Source organism: Bacillus sp. URHA0034 (genome assembly GCF_056280405.1).
This window is the reverse complement of the sequence record NZ_JBWCDK010000002.1, coordinates 2,099,776-2,119,849: the sequence shown is the minus strand read 5'-3', so window position 1 is coordinate 2,119,849 and position 20,074 is coordinate 2,099,776. Positions and strand designations below refer to the sequence as shown.

Below are 20,074 nucleotides of genomic sequence, written 5' to 3'. Positions count from 1 at the left end.
ACTTTATTTTAGGGATTCTGAAAAATTATGAAACGGCTTACATTGACCAGTAGGGTGGAAAATATTGAACAGTCCATTTTGCTCCATTAAAATAGACACCATGTATTACGAAGTTTACTTATGCTAAAATGATGGGGAAATTAGTATTACTTTGAAAAGGGGGGAGGCTAGTTCGAGGTTGGGGACTAGCCCAGAAGCTCATGCAATGGGGGATTCGAACAAAACTAATTATTACTCTAATGGCGGTCATCATACTCCCTTTTGGAATTGCCATTACGATTACTTATTACCAAACGACAAAGTCGATCAATGACCGTTTTGTAACAACAAATCATGAGTTAATTGTTAAAGGGGAAGAAGAGCTCACTACCTATTTAGAGGATGTCGCACAAATGTCAACGGTTTTATACCGCTATACTCCCTTTATGTCAGTGATGAGGGTTGGAGTTTCCGATAACTTAAGCAGTAACCAAGAAGAAGTCCGCAGGATGCTTGCCTATACCTTCAATTCCCGGCCCGAGATTGAACAAATGCTCCTTTACATAGATAAAGGAAAAGATTCGTATACCAATTATCATTCAAGAATTAGCGGCAGAGGGAAATACGAGAGTATTTTATCCAATCCTTTCTATTCCCGTTTAAGCAGATCTCATGACTTCTCAGTTATTGAGCCGCCCCATGAAATTTATAGTTACAATAATCTGTCGGTGATACCTAACTCCGAGAAAAATCAGGTATTAAGTTTCCATACGATTATAAGAGATGTACCATTAGATACTATTTTAGGTTTTGTATCTATAGATATTAATCTCTCTAAGATAAGAGATATTTCTGGAAGGCTGTATACGGATGGGATCGAAGACTTATACATAATGAATGAAGATGGGGTCGTTGTGTATTCTTCAAAGAACAATGTAATTGGAAAGGTCAATAAAGAAGCGTGGTTTAAGCAACTAAAAAAGGAACCGGAGGCTAATAAAAGCCTTGACTGGAAAGATGAAAAATTTTCAGGCGTAATTGTCTACCAAAAGTTCTCTGATTCGTTTAAAAACTGGTACATTGTTAAAAGAATTCCTTATGATGTACTTTACCAAGGTGCGAGGCAGACGGTCTTTACCAATATTATCATTGTAATTATTACACTTATAATCGTTTTAATTGCTACCATGTTCATCTCGTTCAGACTCACTGCTCCAATCAAAGTATTAATTGCAAATATGAAAAAGGTAGAAAAAGGTGTATTTGAAGCAGATTTTGAATCATTAGGAAATGACGAAATTGGGATGCTGGGCAGACATTTCAAATTAATGATTTCGAAAATAAATGCATTAATTGAACGTGAATATAAACTAGAGATTGAAAATAAATCCTCTCAGTTAAGAGTCCTCCAATCACAAATAAATCCGCATTTTCTTTATAATGCATTTCAGTCGATTGGAACGCTTGCCTTAAAATTGAAGGCAGTCCAGGTGTATTCGTTATTAAACTCATTATCGAATATCATGCGGTACAGCATGAATATGAAGGATGATGTTGTCCCATTTTTAGCAGAGGTAAACCATGTTAAATCCTATCTTAATTTACAAAAACAAAGATTTGACGAGCAGTTTGAGTTTGAATTAAATATTGAAAAAAGTGTAGAAGAGATACTAGTGCCGAAAATGATATTACAGCCGATTGTCGAAAATTGCTTTAAGCATGGCTTTGATCAGCAGCTAGAAAAAGCAAGGATTGTGATTACAGCAAGAGGGGAGCATGATGATTATTTATGCATTTCTGTCCAAGATAACGGAATTGGTGTTAGGGAAGACGATCTTGAACAGCTTCGCCGGGAATTGTCCGACAATGGGAGTGATGAAAAGCAAAAAAGCGCTGGTATTGGTTTGAAAAATATATATGACCGGTTAAAGATCTATTATAGCAACAGGGTAGAAATGGAAGTTTCCAGTGGGGAAACAAACGGATTTACAGTTACGATAATCATTCCAAGAGATATTCAAAATGAGGTGATACATCCATGAAAGTTTTAATCGTAGATGATGAAAAACACGTTCGTGAGGGAATTAATCTGCTCGGAGAATGGGAACAGAATGGGATAACGGAGATTTATGAGGCCGGTAGTGGCGAGGAGGCGATCCGGCTGATTCAGACCCTTCGCCCGGAAATCATTTTTTCTGATATGAAAATGCCCAAGATGGATGGTACACAGTTGTTAGAGTGGATTAAAGAAAATCAGCCGACTAGTAAAACGATTGTTGTAACTGGTTACGATGATTACCACTATATGCGTAAAGCTATACATTTTGGCAGTTCAGACTATTTATTAAAGCCGGTTGATCCGGAAATTTTAAACCAAACGCTGGCAAAAGTGGTGAAGGAGTGGAGAAAAGAGGAAGAAGAACGGAACAGTAAAACGACCAGCTCCCAATTAATTAATGAAATGAAGCCAGTTTACCGGGATCGGAAACTCACACAATTATTGAATAGTGATAATCTTAAAGAAGAGTGGTATGAAGAATTCGGTTTTACTAAAGCGCAAAAATACCTTGTCGCCCTGGTCCGGATTAATCGGAAGGCGATAGAGGCTTTTCAAGGAGACAGGGATTTAACGTATTTTACACTCTTGAATGTCATAAATGAGATTTTACAAGAAAAGGAATGTGGAATTGCCTTTCGCTACCTGGCCCATAAAGGTGAAATTGTGATTATTTTTTGGGACCAATTTGCCCAAGTTGAAAAACTGTTAGGACGAATCTATAAAGCAATTCTGAATGTTATCAGTGTTTCTTGTCATATTGCTGTTGGAATTAATGTAGATAATAGAAACAAGTTAATGAATTCCTATCAGCATGCAAAGCAGGTTTTATTAAACAGTAATGTATTAGATATAACGGACACCAAGGTTTACAGGCAAGATGTTCTTCATACTCCAGAATTAAAAAATCTTTATGCCTATTCATCGGATATTGAATTAGCTGTTCAAGCAAGTGAGATCAGAGCTTTCGAAGATTTGATTAAGGGAATTTCTAAAGATTATACGGAAGGCGATTATCTAGCCTGGAGCCAGCTGCTTCTGCTTGAAAGTGAGTATTTGGTTATTAGTAATCGTTGGTTTAAACATTTCAATATTAACGTCAAAGTGTCTGATCATATTGAAAATCGAGTGGATCAATTTTTTAGCCATTATGGAACATTTAAGCTGGAAGCTTATATTGAGCGTATATTACGGGAGGTTTCCATCTTTTTAAAGAGAGTGAAGAGAAAGACGGTTCAGAAAAACAATAACGTCATATATGAGATCGAGAAATATTTACAGGCGAATTTTGACCGGGATGTAAAGCTGCAGGAGATATCTGACCATTTTTATATTAGCAGAGAATATATTTCGAGGAAATTCAAGCAGGAGTTTAATGTTAATATTTCCGATTATGTGATCAAGATCCGGATGGAGCGGGCAAAATCATTATTAAAAAATAGTGAGCTCAAAATCTATGAAATAGCCAACATAGTCGGTTACCAGGACGACAAGTATTTCCGTAAGGTATTTAAAAAGGTCGAAGGCGTAACGCCAAATGAGTATCGTGAATTACATATTAGTCAGAAATGAGCAGAGTCGAATTCGGATTCTGCTTATTTTTTTTATGTTCAATATGCAGCGACCCAAAGGGGGCTGTATCTCTATTTTGGGTCACTTATATTTTTATTTAAGAATTAGATTGACCAATAAAAATCTATTGGTAGGATGAGAAAGGATATGTTAAATTGAATTAATAATACAACTAGATAATACTGTAAGGGCTTACTTAAGCCTTCAGGGGGACTGATATGATTTTTTCCTTACGTAATCGTTTATTTATCGTATTTACTTGTTTATTAACAATCCCGTTAATTATATTGTCCTTTATTATCCCAAGCTGGTTTACATCTATCATTGAGGAACAGACTCAGGAACTGACAGTGGAGGCTATGGACCAATATTCTCTTTTTATGGATTCTATCACAACGCAAGCGAAAGATTTAGGGAATCAGGTACTTGTGAACCAAACGACACAAAAATGGATCAAACTAGAAAGCAAGAATGCCAATATTACCGATGGACAGAGGCTGTTACAGAAGAATCAGCTCAAAATGCTGTTATCGTCGATGATGGTAAACAATTCAAATGGCATGTCGATTTCAGTTGTTTTGAATGATGGGACAGGGACCTGGGGAAATATCCCAAACTTAAATCAAGTAGATTGGTATAAAGACTATTCTCAAAATAAACAGCGATATATTAGGTCACACATTGATCCATTTCGGCCAACTCAAGGTAACATTAATAGCTATATTTTACCCCTCTTCGATATGAATACATTTGTTCCGTATGGAATGATTAAGGTGAACTTTCCTTCAGAATTGCTTGAAACATCGTTGAATAAAACCAAGATTGGAAAAAACGGACATGCTTATTTGATCAATCATAATGGCGAAAATATCCTTCCTGGAAAGATTCAAACTCCTAAAAAGGTTTTGAAACAAACCTTAATTAAATTAAGTGATGATAAAAATCAAAAAGGAATAGTCGAAACGGATGATCATGGAGAAAAATATTTAGTTTTCTATCAAAAGTTAGGGGTAGGAGATTGGATTTTAATTAGTGAAGTAACTAAGTCTGAATTATTCGCTAAGGTCACGCGTTTACAACGGAACCTGCTGTTAACTAGTGCCATCGTGTTTTTAATAACTATTGTAGCTTCTTACATGATTTCTTCGAATATTGTTAGCCCTTTAGGTAAGTTGGCAAAAGCAATGAGGTATATAGAAAAAGGTGATTTTTCCGGTGCAAAAAGCTTTATGCCGACCATAAAATCAGCAAATAATGAAGTGGGTTACCTAATAACAGTTTTTAATCAGACGATTGATCGGTTGAAGAATTTAATTGAAACCGAATATGAGGCAAATTTACGCCAAAAAGATGCAGAATATAAAGCCTTGTTATTACAAATCAATCCACACTTTTTAAATAATACGCTTGAAATTATTGGTGGATTAGCAATGCAAGGAAAAAATAAACAGGTTATGGATGTAAGTATTCACTTAGGCCGAATGATGAGATATTCCTTGAACACGCACAGTGATGTAGTAAATTTGGGAGAAGAGTTAAAGTATATTCGCAGTTACACTGAAATATTAAAGCTAAGATATGAAGAAGCTATATCAATTGAGATTGAAGAAGATTTGGGGACAAGGAGTATTCCTATTATTAAATTTATTTTGCAGCCGCTCGTCGAGAACGCAGTGAAATATAGTTTTATTGAAAAGACATCCGCCGAAATTTTTATTAAAACCAAGCAAAGTAATCATTTGGTATTTATTGTCATTGAAGATAAGGGGATCGGAATGTCAGAAGAAGTGATCTCCAATTTAATGAGCGTCGAAACGAAAAATGATATAAATAGTGTCCTCATGAGTAAAGGAAGCAGCATTGGACTAAGGAATGTACTAAGTCGCTCGAAGATTTACTATGGTCCAAATTTCTCTTATACGATTGAATCTGAAAAGAATGCAGGCACACGGATTACGTTATGTATCAATACAGATCGGGGTGATAGGCATGTTGAAGGTGATCATCACAGATGACGAGATTCAAATTCGTAAAGGCTTACGAATGAAAGTGAACTGGGAAGAAGAAGGCTTCCAAATTGCAGGGGAGGCCTCCAATGGAGCAGAAGCGCTTGAAGTACTTCGGGATTTGGATATCGATGTGGTTATTACGGATATGAGGATGCCGATTATGGATGGAATTGAATTAGCGAAACGTTGTCAGCAGGAATTTCCGAACGTAAGGGTAGTTGTTTTATCGGGTTATTCTGATTTTGAATATGTAAGAGGTTCATTGAAACAAGGGGTAAAAGACTATTTGTTGAAACCTGTTGCCCCTGATGAATTAGTAGAGGTATTGAGTAAGATTCGCAAGGAAGTGGAAGAAGAGAAGCGAATCCAAGCGGAATCGGCTCGATTGCGCAGGCTTGTTCATTCTCAGCTTCAAGAAGTACAGGAGCAATATTTACTCTACCTTGTAAAAGAGGAATGGCTAGAGCTAAACATGGTAACAGAGAGATTGCTCCAATTGCAGTTAGAAGATCTAGTAAATGAAAACGCTGAGGTACAATTTGTTACGGTGGAAATAAGAGAGAAGGAATGCAACCCGAATCGATTAAAGAAACTATGGATTCCCTTTCAGATGTTATGTAAGGAAATTGCAAAAGATCATCCCAAAACGTATTCGTTTTATGACCCTAGTTATGCAAATATGATTCACTTTTTACAGATTCTCGATTCAGACAATAGAGACAGTCCTTCAAAGCTAGTAAAAGAAATACAACAGACGATTAAGAGACTCTTGAAATTAGAAACGGTTGTGGGAATAGGAAATGTGACTTGTGGAATTACAAATTTTAAGACTGGTTATATCTCTAGTTTACTTGCATGGAGTCAAAGTCAACTAGGCTCACAATCACAAGTATTGGATGGGTCGAATGTAAAAGACGAAGTATTTGAGTTTTCACCTGAGATTGAAAGAAAGTTAACTAATGGAATTGAAAGTGTCAATTACGAGGCATTTAAAGAGAATATATACTTTTTATTGGAAGGGGACAGAAACCTCTCAATTATGTCCTTTACCTTTGCTGCTAATCGTGTGTTATTTTTGTTAGGCTCACTCGCAAGAAAATATAATATGGAAACAAATGATTTTCAAAAGATAATGTGGAATTGTCAGCAAAGCATTTGGGAACTCAATTCGCAAAGTAAAGTAATTGAGCATCTTCTTCAATTAGCGAAGCTAATTATCGAGAAGGTCCGTGTAGCGCGTTTTTCGAACGGAAAAGTTATCGTAGCTAGTGTTCAGCAATATTTGGAACATCATTACGCAAGTGAAATTTCCCTTTCCATGCTATCGGAACTCTTCCATATCAATAGTGCACATTTATCCGAAACGTTTAAACATACTGTTGGACAGAATTTCAGCGATTATCTTGTTCAATTACGACTACAGAAGGCCAGGCAGTTCCTGGAAGATAAACAGCTTAAAATAATTGATGTGGCAAACTTGACTGGCTTTTCTAACTCAGGGTATTTTAGTACCGTTTTTAAAAAGTATTTTGGACAAACCCCTGTTGAGTTCCGAAACTCACTAGATTCATAAGTTGATTTTTTAAAGCAGGAAGGTGAGGGAATGTAGATGAAAAAATGGTTATCTTTGATTACTTTTACCATTTTACTTATAAGTAGTTCCTTGTATGCGCTATCTTTCCTTGGAACATTCTCTAGCAGTAAAACAGAAAATGTTGAAAAACCAAATAAAACCAACCCAATCGTGCTAACCTTCTGGCGCAATAATGGAAATGCAGCAGAAAATAGAGCATATGAAAAATTAGTTTCTTCTTTCGAAGCAGCTCATCCTGCTATTAAAGTTCATATGAAATCATTTCCTTATAGTGATTATGAAATAAGACTGCGAACCGAGCTTGCCACTGGAAACCCTCCTGATGTCCTGACAATTGACAGCCCAACCTTGGCGCTTTATGCCAATACAGGTTCATTATCATCACTCGACTCATATATGAGAAACGAGGGACATATTGAGGATATTCCTGAATCGACATTAAAAGGAATGAGTTTTCAGGGGGACATTTACTTGGCTCCTCTCGTTGAATCTAGTATTGCATTATTTTATAATAAGCGGCTTTTTAAAAAGGCAGGCATACCTTTTCCTTCAGGCGATCCCAATAAGCCAATGACATGGGAGGAAGTGCTGCAGATTGCCAAAAAACTAACCCATCCTGAAAAGGGAGTGTATGGGATTGATCCTGCAGATGGCTTTAATGATGGCGAGTCTCCTGCTTATTTTAAAATGCCTCTCCTTTGGCAGTTTGGAGCGGACGCGCTAAGTCCAGATGGTACAACTGCAAGCGGGTATTTGGATTCAAAAGAGGCATTAAAAGCCCTGCAATTCTATCAAGATTTATATTATAAAGATAAAGTTGCCGGTTTTGAATTACCGCCAGACCCATTTATATCAGGGAAACTCGCGATGACTGTTCTTGGCTCTTGGGGATTGAAGGATTTGGAAAATAGTTCTGAGTTTAAATTAGGTGAAGATTTTGGAGTTGCCCCTTTGCCAAAAGAGAAGTATCAAGTTGTTCCAAATGGAGGATGGGCCCTCGGTATCTCCTCCAAAACTAAATACTCAAAGGAAGCTTGGGAGTTTATCAAATATGTTACAAGTTATGAAGGGATAAAAATGTATGTCGAGGAAACAGGTGATATACCTGCTAGATACTCTGTTGCGAAAGACTTTCCTGAATTTAATCAATATCCTAAAAATATCTTTTTACAACAAGCACAAAAATTTTCTAAAAACCGCCCGGTTACCCCGGCTTATCCTGTGATCAGCGATGCCCTAAAGACCTTATTTGAAGAGGTTGGACTTGGTGGAAATGATGTAGGGGCTTCTGCAAAGGAAGCCGTGGAGAAAATTAACACTAATCTAAAACAAATACAGAACCCCTAAAAGGTATCCTCTAGTTCAAAACTAGAGGTTTTTTTATTTGTTCAAGTTGTAACCGGTTTCGAAGTGCCGAAAATATTAAATACCTTAAACCGAAAATATTGAAATATTCATAGGAGTCATTTTGTTAAAGTAAAGCCAGAAGAAGAAAATACCCCTGAGAGGAGGAAGCAATTGTGGAACAGATATACCAAAAGGTAGAGAATGGTTCAAACGAAGTAAGGAAAGCAGAAGTGGGCACCAAAATGTCGAGGAATTTAAAGTATATGAAGAACAATTATCAATTATATCTCCTTGTTCTTCCAGCCTTAATCCTGCTTATTATTTTTAAATACGTACCCATGTACGGAGCCATTATTGCCTTCAAAGATTTTAATCCACTACAAGGAATTATGGGTAGTCCGTGGATTGGATGGAAGAATTTCGAGAAGTTTATGAGCACCCCAGATTTTATGGATCTCTTAAAGAACACCCTAAAATTAAGTGCCTTTGGATTAATATTTGGCTTTCCTGTACCTATTATTCTAGCACTTATGATTCATCGAATCAAAAGAGTGTCCATTAAGAAAAATATTCAATTAGTCTTATATGCTCCAAATTTTATTTCAGTCGTTGTTGTAGTTGGGATCGTTTTCATTTTCCTATCACCGGTTGGACCTATTAATCGTTTCATCACTTTTTTGGGTGGAGACAGTGTCTCTTTCATGACAGAACCTAGTTATTTCAGGTCGATCTATATTATAAGTGATATTTGGCAATTTGCGGGTTGGGCCTCGATTGTTTATTTAGCAGCACTTTCCAATGTAAGCCAAGACTTAATTGATGCTGCAAAAATAGATGGAGCTAATATATTGCAGCAAATACGTCATATCGATTTGCCAACAATTAAACCGATTATGGTGATTCAATTTATTTTAGCTGCCGGAAACATCATGAGCCTTGGGTTTGAAAAAGCGTATTTATTGCAAACATCAATGAACCTTCCTACATCTGAAATATTGCCTACCTATGTTTATAAAATTGGCTTGCAGATGGGGGACTATGGTTACTCAACAGCAATTGGCCTTTTCAACGCCGTGATTAATGTCATCTTACTAATCAGCGTTAACCAAATCGTAAAACGGTTAAATGAAGGAGAAGGTATATAAATCTACTAGATGGAGGTGAGAGGTATGTTTAAGCATCAAACGAGGGCTGATAAGGTCATCTTAACAACAAACGGGATTATCCTGACCTTAATCGTATTTGCTATTTTAATCCCATTAATTTATGTCATTTTGGCATCGTTTACAAATCCAGCAACTTTGTTAAACAGTGGGATTACCCTTAATCCATCCAAATGGACACTTCAGGGATATTCACGAGTATTTAAAGATGGATCACTATTAATAGGTTTTAGGAATTCACTGTTTTACTCCACGGCTTTTTCGATTATTTCAGTTACAATCACGTTATTCGCCGCTTATCCATTATCAAGGAAGGATTTTGTCGGCAGAAAACTGATGATGACTCTCTTTATTATAACGATGTTTTTTGGCGGGGGATTAATCCCAACGTATCTGCTAGTCAAAAATTTAAATATGCTGGATACGATTTGGGCCATTTTATTACCAGGTGCTGTAAATGTATGGAACATTATTTTAGCAAGAGCCTACTTTCAGGGCATCCCAGATGAATTACGAGAAGCCGCTATTGTTGACGGTACATCGGAAATCCAGTTTTTCTTTAAAATACTGCTTCCATTAAGTAAACCAATCATAGCTGTATTAGTGTTATATCAATTTGTCGCACAATGGAATTCTTATTTTGATGCCATGATTTATTTAAAAAGCGAGAATTTACAGCCCTTACAAATTGTCCTTCGATCAATTCTTGTTCAAATGCAGCCTAGACCTGGCATGATTCAAGACGCACAAAACACAGCCCAGCTGCAGCAAATTGCGGAAATGGTCAAGTATTCAAGTATTGTCATTTCCAGTTTGCCGCTAATAATAATATATCCATTCTTCCAAAAGTACTTTGAAAAAGGAGTAATGGTGGGTTCAATAAAGGGTTAAAAAATTAATTTTAAACTATTAAATGGGGTGAAGGGATTATGAAGAAAAAGAAAAAAATGAGTTTTTTAATAACAGCAGCACTTGTTACAAGTTTACTAGCTTCAGGTTGTTCGAATTCGGCTAGTTCGAAAAAAGAGGCAGATGGGGCCAATTCATCACCAAAGTATGAACTGAAAAATGTCAATTTTCCATTAGATAAAAAGGTGACACTAAAATTTTTAACACAAAGTTCACCAATTGCGCCAAAGAATCCAAATGATAAATTAATTTGGAAAAGAGTAGAAAAAGATACAAATGTTCATATCGATTGGACGAATTATCCTTGGGAACAATTTGGAGATAAAAGAAACTTAGAACTTGCTAGCGGCGACCTGCCGGATGCCGTATTTCAAGCGGGTTTAAGCGATAATGATATTCTGAGATACGCGAAACAAGGAGTTATTGTCCCTGTAGAAACACTAATTGATAAATATATGCCAAATTTCAAGAAAGTTCTAGATACTCGCCCGGAATATAAAAAATTAATTACTGCTTCTGATGGACATATCTATTCCTTCCCATGGATCGAGGAACTTGGCAGTGGGAAAGAAGCGATTCAAGCGTTAGATGACATACCTTGGATTAATAAGAAATGGTTAGATGAGTTAGGTTTAAAAATGCCGACAACTACTGATGAGTTAGAAAAAGTTTTAATTGCGTTTAAAGAAAAGAAGCCAGAAGGGAAAAATGATATCATTCCGATGTCTTTCATGATTAACCATGGCGGTGAAGATCCGGCTATGCTCTTAGGTGCCTTCGGGTCAGGCGATAACTATGATCATTATGTAGTATCAGAAGATAAGAAAGTCATGTATACAGCAAACCAAGAGGGATATAAAAAGGGAATTGAATGGCTTCACCAGCTGCAGCAAAAGGGTTTAATCGATAAAGAGGCCTTTACGCAAGATTGGAATACGTATGTGGCCAAGGGGAAAAACGGTCGCTACGGCTTATACTTTACGTGGGACAGAGCCAATATTTCTGGTAATAATGAAGATTATGTTCCACTTCCTCCATTAAAAGGACCAGATGGGCAGATCAATGTTGCAAGGACCAATGGATATGGTTTTGATAGGGGCCGAATGGTCGTAACAAGTGCAAACAAGAATCTTGAATTAACAGTAAAATGGATTGATAAGGCTTATGAACCAATTCAATCTGTACAAAATAACTGGGGTACTTATGGAGATAAAAAGCAACAAAATATCTTTGAACTTACCAGCAATGGTTCTCTAAAACATTTACCGCTTGGTTCCGCTTCACCTTGGGATATAAGGCAGAAAACAAATGTTGATGGGCCTTTGGCCGTTTTAAATAACTACTATGGAACGGTAACCACCATGCCAGATGATGCTGCTTGGAGACTTGATATCCTGCATAAAATATATGTTCCTTTTATGAAAGCAACCTATAATTATCCACCAATTTTCTTAGGTAAAGACGATCAAGATCAATTAACACAACTAGAGACAGTGGTAAAACCATATGTGGAAAGAAAGAAAGCGGAATGGATTTTAAAAGGCGGTATTGAAAAACAATGGGACGACTATTTAAAACAATTGGACAAAAACGGACTTCCAAAACTATTAGACATTAAACAAAAAGCTTTAGATAAGTATAATGCTGGGGAATAAATTAGTAGATTATTAAATTAAAGAATGACCATCCAAGCCGAAACAGAATTTCGTTTCTGTTCGGCTTATTTTTCATAAAGTTAGGTGAGTAGACATGTTCGATTTAACGGCAGTGGGTGAATTATTGATAGATTTTACGCCAGCAGGTAAATCAGAAAGTGGTGAAGTGCGGTTTGAAAGGAATCCAGGAGGAGCACCAGCAAACGTTCTTGCAGCACTAGCTAAGTTAGGAAAGAAAACTGCGTTTATTGGTAAGGTAGGTAATGATCAGTTTGGTCATTATTTACATTCTGTTTTAGGGAAGAATAACATCAACACGAAGGGCCTTGTGTTCTCGAGTGAGACAAATACAACACTAGCTTTTGTACATTTAGATGAACAAGGGGATCGGTCTTTCAGTTTCTATCGTAATCCTGGGGCGGATATGATGTTAAAGGCGCAAGAAGTCAATCTAGAGTTATTAGATCATACGCGTATTTTCCATTTCGGAACGATCTCCATGACACATGAACCTGCTGCATCTGCCACTTTATTGGCGATTAAGTATGCGAAAGAAAAGGGCCAACTCATATCCTTTGATCCCAATTTAAGAGTTAATCTTTGGGGGGATTTGAGCCGCGCAAAGGAGATGTTTTCTATTGGTTTAGGATATGCCAACGTCTTAAAAATATCTGAAGAAGAGCTAGATTTTATTTCAGGCACGAAAGATCCTCAAAGGGGTACGGCCTATATCTATGATCGGTTTCATACCCAATTAATCTTCGTTACCATGGGAGGAGAAGGCTGCTTCTACCGTTTGGGAGAAAAAGTGGGAAAATGCAGTGGCTATAAGGTTGAATCAATCGATACAACAGGTGCAGGAGATGCCTTTTTAGCAGGCGTTCTTTATCAGATTCTTGAGTTTAATCGTTCGCTATCTGAATTGACTTTAAATGATGTAAAACAAATAGTAATATTTGCGAATGCCGTAGGAGCCTTAGCAACAACGAAAAAAGGGGCAATCCCGGCAATGCCATTTATGGAAGAAATTAGCGCATTAAGAGACAGCCAAGTTTTTATTAAAAGGGGAATGGAATCATTATGATAAACGTTGATATGAAAGAAAGGTTTCGTCCGCAGTATCATTTTTCACCCGAATCGAACTGGATGAATGATCCAAATGGAATGGTTTATTATGCCGGGGAGTACCATTTGTTTTATCAGCACCATCCTTACGGTACGACATGGGGGCCCATGCATTGGGGGCATGCTGTAAGCAAAGATCTAATTCATTGGGATCACCATCCAATCGCTTTGGCACCTGACGAGCATGGAGACATATTTTCTGGCAGTGTGGTGGTCGATTGGAATGATTCAACAGGTTTTTTTAAAGGTGCATCTGGACTTGTAGCCATTTTTACACATGCGGATCAATATCCGGATTCAGACCGTCCAAGACAAAGGCAGAGTCTTGCCTATAGTACAGATCGTGGACGTACTTGGACTAAATATGAAGGAAATCCCGTCTTAGTGGAGGAATCAATTACAGATTTCCGTGATCCAAAAGTATTTTGGCATGAAGAAACCAATAAGTGGATGATGATTCTTGCTGCGGGGAACCATGTAAGGTTTTATAGTTCAGACAACCTAATATCTTGGGAGTTTGCTAGTGAATTCGGTGCTCAAGCTGGATCCCATGCTGGTGTCTGGGAGTGTCCTGACATCTTTAAGTTACCGGTTGACGGAAATAAGGATTCGAGCAAATGGGTGATGATTGTAAGTATTGGTAATGATACTGCATTTGCCGAGGGTTCAAGAACACAGTACTTTATCGGTGAATTTGATGGTATCTTGTTTACCAATGATAACCCTGATGACACAGTTCTTTGGCTTGACCATGGAAGAGATAATTATGCTGGAGTAACATGGTCAGATATTCCACATGAAGATGGACGGCGGCTCTTTATTGGCTGGATGAGTAATTGGAAATATGCGAATGAAACCCCAACCGTCGGGTGGAGAAGTGCCATGACCCTTCCGAGGGAGTTATCATTAAAAGAAACCTCCGATGGCGTTAGACTTATTCAAGCTCCAGTGGCTGAGCTTGAAAAAATCAGAGGGGAAAAACGCTCATGGGATCAGTTCATTCTTGAACCGGAGAAAAATGTTTCAGTTGACGTTAATGGAAATCGGTTAGAAATTATTGCTGAATTTGAACTGCATTCGGCAACAGAATTTGGTATCAAAATCCAAAATTCCGATTCAAAGGAAACCATAATAGGATATGACGCTGTAAATGAATTCCTTTTTGTTAATCGGATTAACTCGGGGGTTACTGAATTTAACGAATATTTTCCTTGTATGCATGGAGCTCCGTTAAAGTCGGAGAATAATAGAATTAAACTGCAAATTTTTGTTGATAGTTCTTCCGTCGAGATTTTTGCGAACAATGGCCAAGTGGTGATCACGGATTTAATCTTCCCTGATCCTAAAAGCACAGGGATTGAATTATATACCACAGATAAGAAAGTTAAATTAGCCTCGTTAGCGATCGTTCAATTGGCTTCGATTTTTTAATGACTACATCCAGTCTTGCTTTTTCTGAACTGCTGAAGTTAATTGTTATTTCAAACTAAATGAATTATTTGAGTAAGGGCAGATTTCAACCTGAGTGAACCTGCCCTTTTTCAGCCATTAATTGAGTATAAAACACTTAATAGGAGGGCATTTCATGCAATTAGGCTTTATAGGATGTGGAGTTATTTCAATTGAACATGTTGAAGGATTAGCGGAGTTAAAGAACAAAGGACTCGAAATATTTGAATTGTCAGCAGTATGTGACATTCAGGTTGAAAGAGCTGAAAATTTTTCTATAGAGGTGGAAAAAAGGTTAGGAAAACGGCCAGCTGTATATTCTGATTATCGTGTGATGTTAGAAAAAAAACAATTAGATGCCGTTTCTGTTTTGGTTAACCATGATTTGCATCATACAGTAGCTGAAGATTGCTTTGCCGCAGGGGTAAATGTACAAATGCAAAAGCCGTTAGCAATTACCCCTTCTTTTGGTCAGAAAATGATTTCTGATGCCAAAAAGTATAATCGTGTTCTAACAGTTTCAGAACCAAGTGTGTTAGGTGCAGCTAATGTTGCGATGGTGAATGCTGTAAAAGATGGAATAATTGGTTCTGTTTCTTTAATTATGGATTATGCGACAGTTTCTTTAAATCGAGGATTTTTCGCTGGTACTCCGTGGAGGCATATGAAGGGGAAGGCTGGTGCTGGCTGGATTAATGATCACGGTGTACATCGAACACACTTCTTCACTGAAATTAATGGTGCGATTGATGAGGTTTTTGCTTATACAGAAATTTTTGAAAAAGAATTAAGTAATGGTGAAGTGACAATTAAACCTACTGGAGAAGATACGGCAGTTACAGTATTCAAATTTAAAAATGGAGGACTTGGACATTGGATGTGTGCCACATCGGCTCAGGGTGAAAGAACCGGAGGTGTGTGGATTTATGGGAATAAAGGATGTCTTCGTCCGGGACAGCATGTAGCATTTGAAGATGGAAAAAGAATTTTAATACCAGAGCTAATTGAAAGATATGCATCGGATATTGTTGAACATCCATTAGCCCACTCCTATGTAGAATTATGGGATGCTATAGTTGAAAATAAGACACCTATTTCTAGTGCTCAAAGAGGCCTAGAAGCATTAGGAGTTGTATTTGCTGCACTAGAATCCGCAACAATTGGCCAGCCAGTCAAAGTTAAAGACATCCTAAATGGTAAAAAGCACAAGTATGAAGATACAGTTTTTGATGAGATGGAATCGAAGAAGTGAATTTATAATCGAGCTCTAATAAAATTATCAATCTAGTAATTAATGTAATTGGAAGAGAGGGCAAAGGATGAAATCGACTTTGAAAAAATGGACTTTTGTATTTTTGTCAATCGTGCTTATCACGGCTGCAATGGGAACGATTTTTACTCATCCTACGACAGGCAGGGCAACTGAATCGACAGAAAGCGAGGAGGGTTCAACTATTATTGAAAATACAACCAAAGCAAATACGAATCTAACAGACTGGCAAGTGAAAGGGAAAGGCACATTAGAAGACACAGAACAGGGACTTTTGCTCACTTCAGAACCTAAGGAAAATGCCATGGCGATATCGGGTGTTACAACTGAAGATTTTATTTATGAAGCCGATGTAAAAATCATCGACAAGAACGCAGACGCCACATTAGTGTTCCGATCAAATGAAGATGGGTGGGACTCGTACATGCTGCAAATCGTGCCAACTGCGGGAATTATTCGTCTTCGTGATGCTCGTGATGAGTCGAGATTAAAAGTCGAACACCAAGTGAACCTGCAAGAAGGAGGGATTTATCACCTGAAGGTAAAGGCGGTTGGTGATCATCTCCAAGTTTATTGGGGGGATCATTATGCTCCTGTCATTGATGTTCATAATGATTTATATAAGAAGGGGTTACTTGGTCTTAACGTATGGGATGGATCTGCCTTATTCCAAAATGTAAACGTTAGCAAACTATCTAGCAATCTAGGCTCTTCTCAATATAAGGAAGGAAGCTGGGAACCAAACATCAAAGGGTTGAAGGGAATTGCCGTTAATGGGGGGAAAGCTAAGCAAATCTATAATAAGAGTGGAAGCGACTTTGTTTTGGAAGGAAATATATCATTTGACCAAGACCTAGCGGAAGCTGGCCTTTTATTTCGTACAAATGAGCAAGGAACTACGGGTTATCAAGCGGTACTTATCAAAGAAGGAAACTCGGTCAAAGCTCAATTGGAGAAAGCGGACGGTACTGTACTTAAAACATCAGACCGCGACTTTCAAACTCAAGAAGGTACCATTCACCATCTTGAAATTATCACAAACGGCAATCAAATTGAACTTTATGTTGATGGATATACGGATGCAGCAGTAAATGTGACGGATCAGAGTTACAGTACAGGCTTTGCCGGTTTTACCGTTGCATCAGGGACTGCATACTTCCAAGATACTTATCTTGTTCCAGCATCAAGCTATTATACGGAAAAATATCGGCCAGATTATCATTATACTCCGGCTCGCGGCTCTGTAAGTGATCCGAACGGACTTGTTTATTACGAAGGAGAATATCACTTATTCCATCAAGATGGAGGAACTTGGGCTCATGCAGTAAGTAAGGATTTGGTGAATTGGAAGCGCCTTCCTATTGCGTTACCATGGAATGATTACGGACATGTATGGTCTGGTTCTGCCATAGCAGATGTAACAAATGCCTCCGGTTTATTCACTAATGCTGGTGGTAAAGGGCTGATTGCCTACTATACTTCATTTAACCCAGATGGACCTAATGGGAATCAGCGGGTCGGTCTTGCCTATAGTACGGATCAAGGGCGTACCTGGAAATATTCAACAGAGCACCCTATCGTTATCGAGAATCCGGGTAAGAATGGTGACGATCTAGGCGGATGGGATTTCCGCGATCCAAAGGTGGTCCGAGATGAGACGAACAATCGGTGGATTATGGTTGTATCTGGAGGAGACCACATTCGCTTCTTTACTTCAACAAACTTAATAGATTGGAAGCTTACCGATAATTTTGGTTATGGAGATTATGTTCGCGGTGGTGTTTGGGAATGTCCTGATCTCTTCGAACTTCCGGTAGACGGTACAGGGGAGAAGAAATGGGTTCTGATGATCAGTACAGGGGCCAATCCGAAGACACAAGGATCCGATGCGGAGTATTTTATTGGTAATCTAACAGCTGAGGGTAAATTTATTAATGATAATCCAGCGGGTGCGGTACTAAAAACGGATTACGGGAAGGAGTTCTATGCGTCGACGTCCTTTGCCAATATGCCTGATAACCGCCGTGTAATGTTGGCGTGGATGACCAACTGGGATTATCCATTTGCTTTCCCGACGACGGGCTGGAAGGGAGAACTGACAATTCCGCGAGAAGTAAGATTGGTGAAAACTGTTGATGGAATCAGACTTGCACAAGCACCGATTAAAGAGCTGCAGTCCATTCGCAGTACTCTATTTCAGGCGCAAAATAAAGTAGTCAATTCGACCAATGCTTCCAACTTATTGAAGGGAATCAACTCAGGAGCCTTCGAAATAGAAGCAGAGGTCGAAATCCCTGCTGACAGTAAGACAAGCGAATTTGGATTTCATGTTCGTGAAGGAGCTGGACAAAAAACGGTTGTTGGTTATAAAACAAAGGACAATCAATTATTCGTTGATCGTGCCGAGTCAGGAGAGACTGATTTCTCCAGCCTTTTTTCTACTTTGCATGAAGCTCCTTTAAAACCAAATAATAAACGTATTAAAATGAATATATTTGTAGATGAATCTTCGATTGAGGTATTTGCTAATGATGGAAAAATAGTTTTTTCTGATGTAATTTTTCCTGATCCATCAAGTCGCAGCATGAACTTCTATACAAAGGGTGGAGAGGTGAAGGTTGTATCCTTAAAAGTCCATTCGCTATCCAATACTTGGAGGCCATACGGTGATGAGGGTACCAGTATTGTCATGGATTCAAATCTAAAAGAGATGAGTATTGGCGATGCGCTCACTTTGTTTGCTTCCGTGAAAAATGGAAAAGGAAAGGGAACGCAGCCAATTGAGTGGAAATCGAGTAATCCTAATGTGGTGGAGGTTGCCTCTGCAGCTAACTCCAAAGCTGTGCTTAAAGCAGGAAGCAAAGGTGAAGCGACCATTACAGCCTATCTACCAAATGGAAAAGCTTCTGCAAGTGTAGTGGTAAGAGTGTACGATGGTGAATTTTATACGAATCTGACTGGATGGAAATCAGATCTGTCTTCCTCCCACTGGACCATCACCGAAAATGGAATTCGTGGTACGTATACAAGTGATGCCAACTATGTGGCCAAGGAAACAGCGGGAGATTTTACGTATGAAACAGATATGATGCTGGGACAATCGGGCGGAGCAGGTTCTATTCTTTTCCGAGCAAGTGAAGACGGCAGAAGTGGTTATTACTTCAATCTTGATCCAAATATGAAGGCTTTTCGTCTATTTTACAAGATTGACGGTGGCTTTGAGGACCGTATGGTCATAGCGAAAGTCCCTGCCTTTATTCAACCAGGAAAGACATATAAGGTGAAAATCGAAGCGAAAGGTCCTCACATCCAGATCTATGTGGATGGCCAGGAAATCATGGATTTACAGGATGGGACCTTTGCAGAAGGTCATTTTGGTTTAAATGTATTTGGAGGTCAAGTTTCCTATCAGAATGCGAATGTCAGCAATCTGTCTTCAGCTGATTTAACTGTTACAAGCTTTACAAATAAAGTACTAGGCAAAGCCCTTTATACAGCTAAGTCAGAGAACGGGGAGCCTGTGACAATAACTGATGCTGACAAAGCTACTGATTGGACTTTAATTCCAACTGGTGACGAATATGGTTCTTATTCGATACGTACTGAGGGCGGCAGGGCACTTGACCTTGATACGGGGCAAAATAAAATTCAGCTCTATAATTATCTGGGCTATAACAATCAGCGCTGGATTCTTACAAAAAATGAGAATGGAACGGTAACCATTACATCTGTTCATAACGGGAGGGCACTTGAAATATCCGAAGAGGGGTTGTTGACACTAAACGATTCGAATCCAGATTTAGAGCGCCAGCAGTGGACCCTTTCATCTGAAATTAGATAAAGTTCAAAAAGAAAAGCATTCGCAGTTCCTCACGAACGGAATGCTATTTCTTTTGTGTTCAAAGGAAGAATGATACAAAAATAGCAAAATAGTATATGTTTTCAT

At 38.2% G+C, this 20,074-nt stretch carries 12 protein-coding genes; all 12 read left to right on the top strand.

The window, feature by feature from the left end:
• The first annotated feature begins 239 nt into the window (after positions 1-239).
• The 12 genes from ACZ9EE_RS12130 (at position 240) to ACZ9EE_RS12075 (ending at position 19,969) form a co-directional block, all read left to right on the top strand.
• A complete protein-coding gene (locus tag ACZ9EE_RS12130) occupies positions 240-2,021 on the top strand; it encodes a sensor histidine kinase (RefSeq protein WP_476027384.1) in 1,782 nt (593 codons plus the stop codon).
• Complete coding sequence (locus tag ACZ9EE_RS12125) at positions 2,018-3,607, top strand: response regulator (RefSeq protein WP_476027382.1); 1,590 nt, start codon at positions 2,018-2,020, stop codon at positions 3,605-3,607. Before ACZ9EE_RS12130 ends, ACZ9EE_RS12125 begins: the two co-directional genes overlap by 4 nt.
• A gap of 218 nt (positions 3,608-3,825) precedes the next feature.
• Positions 3,826-5,622 carry a sensor histidine kinase gene (locus ACZ9EE_RS12120; protein ID WP_476027380.1) on the top strand — a complete coding sequence of 599 codons (1,797 nt, stop codon included), beginning with the start codon at positions 3,826-3,828 and terminating at the stop codon, positions 5,620-5,622.
• Positions 5,597-7,189, top strand: coding sequence for a response regulator transcription factor (locus ACZ9EE_RS12115; protein WP_261380600.1), 1,593 nt, complete (start codon positions 5,597-5,599; stop codon positions 7,187-7,189). The genes ACZ9EE_RS12120 and ACZ9EE_RS12115 overlap by 26 nt, the downstream gene beginning before the upstream one ends.
• A gap of 36 nt (positions 7,190-7,225) precedes the next feature.
• On the top strand, positions 7,226-8,557 hold the full coding sequence (locus ACZ9EE_RS12110) for an ABC transporter substrate-binding protein (protein WP_476027377.1): 1,332 nt from the start codon (positions 7,226-7,228) through the stop codon (positions 8,555-8,557).
• Positions 8,558-8,799: 242 nt separating this feature from the next.
• On the top strand, positions 8,800-9,702 hold the full coding sequence (locus ACZ9EE_RS12105) for an ABC transporter permease (RefSeq protein WP_335573041.1): 903 nt from the start codon (positions 8,800-8,802) through the stop codon (positions 9,700-9,702).
• A gap of 24 nt (positions 9,703-9,726) precedes the next feature.
• Positions 9,727-10,611, top strand: a complete 885-nt coding sequence (locus tag ACZ9EE_RS12100) for a carbohydrate ABC transporter permease (protein ID WP_222429641.1) — start codon at positions 9,727-9,729, stop codon at positions 10,609-10,611.
• A gap of 38 nt (positions 10,612-10,649) precedes the next feature.
• A complete protein-coding gene (locus ACZ9EE_RS12095; RefSeq protein WP_476027375.1) occupies positions 10,650-12,284 on the top strand; it encodes an ABC transporter substrate-binding protein in 1,635 nt (544 codons plus the stop codon).
• A 94-nt stretch (positions 12,285-12,378) separates the two neighbouring features.
• Positions 12,379-13,368, top strand: a complete 990-nt coding sequence (locus ACZ9EE_RS12090) for a carbohydrate kinase family protein (RefSeq protein WP_476027373.1) — start codon at positions 12,379-12,381, stop codon at positions 13,366-13,368.
• Positions 13,365-14,840 (top strand): glycoside hydrolase family 32 protein, encoded by a 1,476-nt coding sequence (locus ACZ9EE_RS12085; RefSeq protein ID WP_476027371.1) that lies wholly within the window; start codon positions 13,365-13,367, stop codon positions 14,838-14,840. Before ACZ9EE_RS12090 ends, ACZ9EE_RS12085 begins: the two co-directional genes overlap by 4 nt.
• A 154-nt stretch (positions 14,841-14,994) precedes the next feature.
• Positions 14,995-16,110 carry a Gfo/Idh/MocA family protein gene (locus tag ACZ9EE_RS12080; protein ID WP_476027369.1) on the top strand — a complete coding sequence of 372 codons (1,116 nt, stop codon included), beginning with the start codon at positions 14,995-14,997 and terminating at the stop codon, positions 16,108-16,110.
• A 130-nt stretch (positions 16,111-16,240) separates the two neighbouring features.
• Entirely contained in the window at positions 16,241-19,969 is a 3,729-nt protein-coding gene (locus ACZ9EE_RS12075; RefSeq protein ID WP_476032938.1) for a GH32 C-terminal domain-containing protein, read from the top strand.
• The last annotated feature ends 105 nt before the right edge of the window (positions 19,970-20,074 follow it).

What these genes read in the sequence shown, in the direction of transcription:
- ACZ9EE_RS12095 (WP_476027375.1), top strand. Translation starts at nt 10,650, where the DNA reads ATGAAGAAAAAGAAAAAAATGAGTTTTTTAATAACAGCAGCACTTGTT.
- ACZ9EE_RS12125 (WP_476027382.1), top strand. Translation starts at nt 2,018, where the DNA reads ATGAAAGTTTTAATCGTAGATGATGAAAAACACGTTCGTGAGGGAATT.
- ACZ9EE_RS12120 (WP_476027380.1), top strand. Translation starts at nt 3,826, where the DNA reads ATGATTTTTTCCTTACGTAATCGTTTATTTATCGTATTTACTTGTTTA.
- ACZ9EE_RS12115 (WP_261380600.1), top strand. Translation starts at nt 5,597, where the DNA reads ATGTTGAAGGTGATCATCACAGATGACGAGATTCAAATTCGTAAAGGC.
- ACZ9EE_RS12090 (WP_476027373.1), top strand. Translation starts at nt 12,379, where the DNA reads ATGTTCGATTTAACGGCAGTGGGTGAATTATTGATAGATTTTACGCCA.
- ACZ9EE_RS12085 (WP_476027371.1), top strand. Translation starts at nt 13,365, where the DNA reads ATGATAAACGTTGATATGAAAGAAAGGTTTCGTCCGCAGTATCATTTT.
- ACZ9EE_RS12080 (WP_476027369.1), top strand. Translation starts at nt 14,995, where the DNA reads ATGCAATTAGGCTTTATAGGATGTGGAGTTATTTCAATTGAACATGTT.
- ACZ9EE_RS12130 (WP_476027384.1), top strand. Translation starts at nt 240, where the DNA reads ATGGCGGTCATCATACTCCCTTTTGGAATTGCCATTACGATTACTTAT.
- ACZ9EE_RS12110 (WP_476027377.1), top strand. Translation starts at nt 7,226, where the DNA reads ATGAAAAAATGGTTATCTTTGATTACTTTTACCATTTTACTTATAAGT.
- ACZ9EE_RS12075 (WP_476032938.1), top strand. Translation starts at nt 16,241, where the DNA reads ATGGGAACGATTTTTACTCATCCTACGACAGGCAGGGCAACTGAATCG.
- ACZ9EE_RS12105 (WP_335573041.1), top strand. Translation starts at nt 8,800, where the DNA reads ATGTCGAGGAATTTAAAGTATATGAAGAACAATTATCAATTATATCTC.
- ACZ9EE_RS12100 (WP_222429641.1), top strand. Translation starts at nt 9,727, where the DNA reads ATGTTTAAGCATCAAACGAGGGCTGATAAGGTCATCTTAACAACAAAC.